The organism is uncultured Methylibium sp., from assembly GCF_902826655.1.
GTDB lineage: Bacteria > Pseudomonadota > Gammaproteobacteria > Burkholderiales > Burkholderiaceae_C > Methylibium.
Genome location: NZ_CADEFR010000111.1, coordinates 1 through 4,878, shown reverse-complemented (window position 1 = coordinate 4,878; position 4,878 = coordinate 1). Strand labels below are relative to the sequence as shown.

3 protein-coding genes and 1 riboswitch are annotated in these 4,878 nt (G+C 71.4%); of the genes, 1 reads left to right on the top strand and 2 read right to left on the bottom strand.

All coding sequences use genetic code 11. From position 1 onward, the window contains the following. Together QZV97_RS20290 and QZV97_RS20285 are read right to left on the bottom strand one after the other, a co-directional pair. A partial coding sequence (locus QZV97_RS20290; protein WP_295647141.1) for an adenosylhomocysteinase occupies window positions 1-982 on the bottom strand: 982 nt, incomplete at its 3' end. 81 nt (window positions 983-1,063) lie between these two features. Further along, a riboswitch (S-adenosyl-L-homocysteine riboswitch) is annotated at window positions 1,064-1,157 on the bottom strand. A gap of 17 nt (window positions 1,158-1,174) precedes the next feature. Beyond that, window positions 1,175-4,339, bottom strand: a complete 3,165-nt coding sequence (locus QZV97_RS20285) for an EAL domain-containing protein (RefSeq protein ID WP_295647139.1) — start codon at window positions 4,337-4,339, stop codon at window positions 1,175-1,177. A 227-nt stretch (window positions 4,340-4,566) separates the two neighbouring features. Here QZV97_RS20285 and QZV97_RS20280 point away from each other — a divergent pair. Next, window positions 4,567-4,878: GTP-binding protein (locus QZV97_RS20280; protein ID WP_295647137.1), on the top strand; the 312-nt coding region annotated here is incomplete at its 3' end.

Sequence of the window (4,878 nt, the reverse complement as noted above, 5' to 3'; positions counted from 1 at the left end):
TCACGTTCTTGTTGCCGGTGGCCGAGACGAAGATGTCGGCCTTGTCGGCGGCGTATTCCATCGTCACGACCTTGTAGCCTTCCATCGCCGCCTGCAGCGCGTTGATGGGGTCGATCTCGGTCACCCAGACCTGCGCCGACAGCGCGCGCAGCGCCTGCGCCGAGCCCTTGCCCACGTCGCCGTAGCCGGCCACCAGGGCCACCTTGCCGGCGATCATCACGTCGGTCGCGCGCTTGATGCTGTCGACCAGCGACTCGCGGCAGCCGTAGAGGTTGTCGAACTTGCTCTTGGTGACCGAGTCGTTGACGTTGATCGCGCGGAACAGCAGCGTGCCCTTGGCGCTCATCTCGTTCAGGCGGTGCACGCCGGTCGTCGTCTCCTCGGTCACGCCGATGATCTGCGCCGACTTGCGCGTGTACCAGGTCGGGTCCTTGGCGAGCTGCGCCTTGATGGCGGCGAACAGGCAGGTCTCTTCCTCGCTGGTCGGGTTGGCGAGCAGCGACGCATCCTTCTCGGCCTTCTGGCCCAGGTGCATCAGCAGCGTCGCGTCGCCGCCGTCGTCGAGGATCATGTTCGGGCCTTCGCCGGCCGTGCCCTTGGCGCCGAACTCGAAGATCCGGTGCGTGTAGTCCCAGTAGTCGGCCAGCGACTCGCCCTTGTAGGCGAAGACCGGCGTGCCCTGCGCCACCAGCGCGGCAGCCGCGTGGTCCTGGGTCGAGAAGATGTTGCACGAGGCCCAGCGCACCTGGGCGCCCAGCGCCTGCAGCGTCTCGACCAGGACCGCAGTCTGGATCGTCATGTGCAGCGAGCCGGTGATGCGCGCGCCCTTGAGGGGCTGGCTCTTCGCGAATTCCTGGCGGATCGCCATCAGACCGGGCATCTCGGTCTCGGCGATCTTGATTTCCTTGCGACCCCAGTCGGCAAGCGACAGGTCGGCAACGACGTATTGATCGGTGTGCAGCGGCTTCAGGACGGCGCTCATGGGGCTCTCCGGTTCGACGACGGTGAACCGCAGGATGCGCAGGGGAGAGGGGGTGTGCCGACTCACCTCGCGTGTGGAACCTGCGGGTGAGCGCCGTTGCCTGGGTAGGGTTCGAGCCTGGCTGCCGTGGCCCGCGGGGCGGGTCGCTGCGGCAGTTGCAACGCTCCTCGAACCCGCGAAGTATAGCCGGGCTCAGCCCACCGCCGGGATGCGCAGCATCGCGATCACGTGCTCCAGCGTGACAGGTTTGCTGAAGTAGTAGCCCTGGTACTGGTCGCAGCCCATCTGGCGCAGCGCGTTGAGCTGCTCCGGCGTCTCGACCCCCTCGGCCACCACCTTCAGCGACAGCGAGTCGGCCATCGCGACGATCGCGCGCGTGATCGCCAGGTCGCTGGCGTCGCCCGGGATGTCCTTGACGAAGCTGCGGTCCACCTTGACGCACTGCACCGGAAAGCGCTTCAGGTAGGTCAGCGACGAGTAGCCGGTGCCGAAGTCGTCGATCGAGAACTCGAAGCCCATCCCGCGCAGCTCCTCGATCGTCGCGCGGGCCTGCTCGGGCCGGCGCATCAGCACGCTCTCGGTGATCTCGAACTCGATCAGTCGCGGGTCGACCTCGAGGCGCTGCACGAGGCGGCGCACTTCGTCGACGAAGCCGTCGGCCGACAGCTGCAGCGCCGACAGGTTGATCGCGGTGCGGAAGCTCCCGCCGGCCGCCTGCGCCAGGCGCGGCGCGGCAGCGAAGCCCATCTCCATGATCTGCGCGCCCAGGACGCGGATCAGGCCGGTGTCCTCGGCCACCTCGATGAAGTGACCGGGCATCAGCAGGCCGCGCTCGGGGTGCTGCCAGCGCACGAGCGCCTCGACGCCGCAGATGCGCCCGGTCGGCAGGTCGACGCGCGGCTGGAAGTGCAGCACGAACTCGCGCCGCTGCAGCGCGTGCCGCAGCTGCGACTGCAGGGCGAAGCGCTCGCGCCCGTCGACGTCGTCGGACTCGGAGAAGAAGCTGAAGCCGGCGCGACCGCCGTTCTTGGCGCGGTACATCGCGACGTCGGCGCGCTTGAGCAGCTCCTCGCTGCTGTCGCCGTCGCGCGGGAAGACCGCGATGCCGACGCTCGCCGACAGCGCGTGCTCCTGGCCGCCCACCAGCAGCGGCGCGGCCAGCGCGTCCAGCACGCGTTGCGCCATGTGCGCGGCGGACTCCGGCGACTCGATGTCGTCGGCCAGCACGTAGAACTCGTCGCCGCCCATGCGCGCCGCGCGGTCGCCGGCCCGGATGGTCGCGCGCAGCCGGCGCGACACCTCGCGCAGCACCTCGTCGCCGGTGTCGTGACCGAAGCTGTCGTTGATCTGCTTGAAGCCGTCGAGGTCGATGAACAGCGCGGCGAGCTGGCTGCCGCGCCGGGCGCCGCGCGCCACCGCGCCGTCCAGCAGCTCCTTGAAGAGCGCGCGGTTCGGCAGGCCGGTCAGCACGTCGTGCTGCGCCAGATGCCGCACCTGCGCCGCCTGGCGGTCGTTGTCGATGGCGACCGCGGTCAGGTCCGAGTACTCGCCGACGAGCTGCAGCACCTGCGTGCTCGGCGCGCCGACTTCGGGCAGCGTCAGGTAGATCGCGCCCATCACGCTGCCGGTGCGGCTCATCAGCGGCCAGGCCGCCGCCGCGCGGGCGCCGAGCGCCCGGCGCTCGGCCCGCACGCGGCGCGGCACGTCGTCGGCCCGCACGTCCTCGACGACCACCGGCGCGCCGCTGAAGACGGCACGCGCGATGAGCCGCGGGTTGTCGGCGCGGATCGCGTACGCGGCCTCGGGCTGCAGCGGGTCGACGCGCAGGCTGGGCGAGTGGGCGCCCGTGAAGGCGCGGCCGTCCTCGCCGACGACGAACACCGCGCAGTGCGCGCCGGGCGTGTGACGCTCGATGGCCAGCGCCACCTCGAACAGCACCTTGGCCAGCGGCTCGCGCTCGGCGATCAGCGCCAGCACCGCCTGCTGGCTGGCCTGGCGCCGCTCCAGGCGCTTGCGGTCGCCGATGTCGCGGAAGACGACCTGGCGCGCGTCACGCCCCTGGAAGTCGGTGGCGTTGGCCAGGAAGTCGCACTCGACCTTCTGGCCGGTCAGGCTCAGCAGGCTGATCTCGCCCATCTCGCGCACGCTCTCGCCGCCGGCGACCCGGCGCATGCGCCGGTCGTGGCCGGCGTGGCTCTCGGGGTGCACGATCACGCGCAGGTTCAGGCCGTGCAGGCTCTGGCCCGGCGAGCAGGCGAGCATCGCCCGCAGCTTGCCGTTGCACAGCAGGATCTCGCCGTCGACGTGCACCAGCATGCCGTCCGGCGCGTGCTCGATCAGCTGCTCGAAGCGGCGCGCCGAGTCGATCAGCTGCGCGCTCTGCCGCTGCAGCTCGCGGTCGCGCTGCGCCTGGTGCTGCGCCGCCAGCAGGTGGTCCAGCGCCCGCGACAGGTCGGCGCACAGGCCTTCCAGCAGCGACACCATGGCCGCGTCGAAGTGCTGCGCCTGCTGGGCATAGAGCACCAGGCTGCCGACCGGCTCACCCTGCTCGAAGATCGGGAAGCAGCCGATGCCGCGGAAGCCCGCGGCCAGCGCGTAGGCCGCCCAGTCGGGTCGCTCGGGCAGGCCGGCGATGTCGTTCTGGATCACCGCGCGGCGTTCGCGCATCACGCGCCCGCTCAGGCCGGCGCCCTGGATGCGGCCGGCGGCCGTGTGCCGCGTGACGCGCTGCGGATAGTCCTCGGGGGCGCCGGCCTGGGCGACCACCTGCACCGTGCCGCTGCCGGCATCTCCCAGCCCGGCCCAGCACAGCGCGAAGCGCCCGTGCACCACCGCCGCCTGGCAGACCTGCGCCAGCAGCGACGGCCGGTCGCCCGACTGCGAGATCGCGCGGTTGACCGCGCTCAGCATCGCGTACAGGTCGCGCATGCGGATCGCGTCGCGCTTCTCGGTCTCGCGCTCGGTCTCGTCGACCAGCACGCCCGAGACGCGCAGGCCGCGGCCCTGGTCGTCGGCGGCGGTCACGCTGCCGCGCATCGCGATCCAGTGCAGCTGGTGGGCGCTCGAGTGCAGGCGGAACAGCGCCTCGTGGACGCCGCGCCGGGCGACGTCGCCGCCCTTGAGCATCGCGACGATGGCGTCGCGGAAACGCGGGCGGTCCTCGGGATCGACGCGGGCCAGCAGCTCGGCGCCGCTGCGCACGTCGCTCAGCAGGCCGGGTGCCAGGAACTCGTCGACCTCGTCGCCGAACCGCAGGTCGCCGTCGGTCGGCGACCACGAGAAGCTGACCTGGCGCGCGCAGCGCTGCGACAGTTGCAGAAGTTCGGCGGGGCTGGCGCCGAGGTCTCGCGGATTCATCCGTCACCCCTTCGATCCGGAGCGCTTCGCCGACACCGGCGCAGCGATCCGCGGTACCGCGCGAACGCGGCACTCGACACCCTGCCGCTGATATCGGTCGGCAGGCCGCCAGCTTGAGCCGGCCGCCGCGCCGGTCTCGGAGACAATGCGGCACCTCAATCCCGGGCCGTCGTCGACGCCGGTCCGGCGACGGGCGCCCTCCTGCGGCGCCTCCTGGAGCCCCCGCCGTGTCCGAGTCCCTCGTCCCGCCCGCCCTGCCCGGCGAAGTGCGCCGCCGCCGCACCTTCGCGATCATTTCGCACCCCGACGCCGGCAAGACCACGCTGACCGAGAAGCTGCTGCTGTTCTCGGGCGCGATCCACATCGCGGGCTCGGTGAAGGCGCGCAAGGCCTCGCGGCACGCGACCAGCGACTGGATGGAGATCGAGAAGCAGCGCGGCATCTCGGTCGCCAGCTCGGTGATGCAGATGCTCTACCGCGACTGCGTGATCAACCTGCTGGACACGCCGGGCCACAAGGACTTCTCCGAGGACACCTAC

Coding starts and splice junctions, on each gene's coding strand:
- QZV97_RS20285 (WP_295647139.1), bottom strand. CDS start 4,339: ATGAATCCGCGAGACCTCGGCGCCAGCCCCGCCGAACTTCTGCAACTG.